Genomic DNA, 2124 nt, shown 5'->3' on the forward strand with positions numbered 1-2124 from the left:
CGGTGCATGCAATGGTTATCCGCAATACACCATTGCGATGCGGTCCGTCAGCGCGGACTTCGTCCCCGTGGGTGACAGTCACCGTGGTGAAGACCGTAGCAAAGAGCGGTCGGTCAAGCAAGTTTCGGTGGGCAGCGTTAAATCGAGTGTACAAGGTCGGGCGTTGGTTGTGCCACGCAGTGCATCCGGCGCTTCGGTTTTGTCTGAGTGCTGGTTGTCAGGCGTTGGTTGATGCCCCGCAGGGCAGTCGGCGCTTCGGTGTAGGTCGGGCGTTAGGGGCAATGCTGTGTTGGTCGAGCATGGGGTGTTCCCCGCAGGGCGCGAGGAAGGCAGCAAATGTCCGCGGCTCAGTCGGATAACGACCGCGTTCTGCGGGCGGCGGATTAAGACGTGCAAGCAGAAAAACAAGTCGACCACCGCCGCTCCGTCAGCAACGCATGGTTATCCGTGGGATTTAGTTACGAAGTGACCGAAAGTTGACGGCAGCCAACGGGCATCCGCCACGCGAGTGGAAAACAACGACGGGACGTCGCCATCCGGCATCGAGCATGAAACCCGCACGTGAAAACAACGGCGGAACGCCGCCAGCCTGGACTTCGTCCACTTGGGTGACAGTCACCCGAGAAGCTTAGTGTAGCGAACAAGAAATGTCAGAGTACGCATTGAAATCAGAAAACAGTGTTCGAGTATCAAGAAAGTAGAACGCTTGAGCTAGCGTCGCACGCGTCACGCACGTTTACGTTGAATTCAGGCAGCAAATCACGCTGCATCGGAGTGGAGCATGGCCCTACGAACCGAGTCGGATAACGGTAGACATCACCGGGTGGCGGCGAAAGACTTGCAAGCAAACGGAAAAGCTAACCACCGCCACTCCGGTGCATGTCATGGTTATCCGCCGAGTCTTGCAGGTCGGGCCCGTGCCAATCAGCACCGCAATGCAAGCATTGCCGAGCAAATTGTGTTGCGAGCGGATGAGAGCAGGTCGGACAAGGTGGATGAGAGTATACAGGGCCAGCTAGGGTTGGTCGTAGTGCCAATAGACCGCCGACGGCTAGGGTCCAGATGCAGAATCCGAGCAGCCAAAAGAATGTAAAAAGCGGTATCACTAGCCAGATCGGGCAGCCAAGCCAATCACGCGAATAGAACATGGCAAGCACGCCGATTGCAGTTGGCATGACAGAAACGTTTAGAAGCGATAGCCAGAGTGGTTGCCCCATGTTCAGCGATCGGTCCGCAGTGCAATGCAGCAGACAAGTTCAGTCGGATAACGGTCGGGATCACCGGGTACGGAGAGAAAAGCCAACCATCACAGGAAATCGCGCAAACCGTACTCCGGTGCATCCTTTGGTTATCCGCATACGTTGTGCGAATCAAATTAGATGACCGCAATCCGTGACAGTCCAATCCTTTACGAGAATATCAACACCGTGCTCCGGGTCAAGGTCGGTCGAATAGGATACCAAGAATGCATTGCGGGAGCTTGGGGTGTCATCAAGGTCGTCAATCAATGCGGATGGCGGCCCAAGAGAGTCGATTACCGAGTCGTGTGACCATTTCGGTAAGCAGGATGAAAAGTCAACCGAGTGTTCAGTTCGTAAGCGGTCGAAGAAATCAAAAGCCGCTTGGTGAAGTTCGATTTCGATCGAAGTTGGGTGCGTGGCAATGGACCGAATCCTTTCAACGTCAGATTCCCGAGGAAAAGCCGATTCACACAAAAGCGTGAAGTCGAGTTCGCCCCCAACCAGTTCGCAAAACGTTGCTCCGGTCCACATCGTCGAAGGATAAGAGCGGCGTTTTCCGTTAAGGCGCAGGGTTTGGGTGGCAGAGGTGTCATCGCAAGTCAGAATCAGGTCGAGACCGGCGATCGGGTGCGATCCAGGTTTTGGGACATGGGGTGGACCGAAGAGAGTACTGCGAAGGCGGTTGAGCATGAAGTCTGGATTGTGAGTCGGATAACGGTATGCATCACCGAGGTGGCGGGATTTGACGTGCAAGCAGAGAGAAAAGCGTGCGGCCGCCACTCCGGTGCATGCAATGGTTATCCGAGACACACCATTGCGATGCGGTTCGTCAGCGCGGACTTCGTCCACGTGGGTGACGATCACCGTGTGGAAAGCGTAACAG

The 2124-nt window shown here is 55.5% G+C and carries 3 protein-coding genes; 1 reads left to right on the forward strand and 2 read right to left on the reverse strand.

Annotated features, from left to right (window positions below; genetic code table 11):
• On the forward strand, positions 1-232 hold a 232-nt coding region (locus tag RC85_RS28055; RefSeq protein WP_162273302.1), incomplete at its 5' end, for a hypothetical protein.
• Positions 233-454: 222 nt separating this feature from the next.
• Here the strand turns inward: RC85_RS28055 and RC85_RS27285 are convergent.
• Complete coding sequence (locus RC85_RS27285) at positions 455-619, reverse strand: hypothetical protein (protein ID WP_157594079.1); 165 nt, start codon at positions 617-619, stop codon at positions 455-457.
• Between the two features lie 751 nt (positions 620-1370).
• A partial coding sequence (locus RC85_RS27290) for a DUF6985 domain-containing protein (RefSeq protein ID WP_238383234.1) occupies positions 1371-2124 on the reverse strand: 754 nt, incomplete at its 5' end.

The organism is Rubripirellula obstinata, assembly GCF_001642955.1.
Lineage (GTDB): Bacteria > Planctomycetota > Planctomycetia > Pirellulales > Pirellulaceae > Rubripirellula > Rubripirellula obstinata.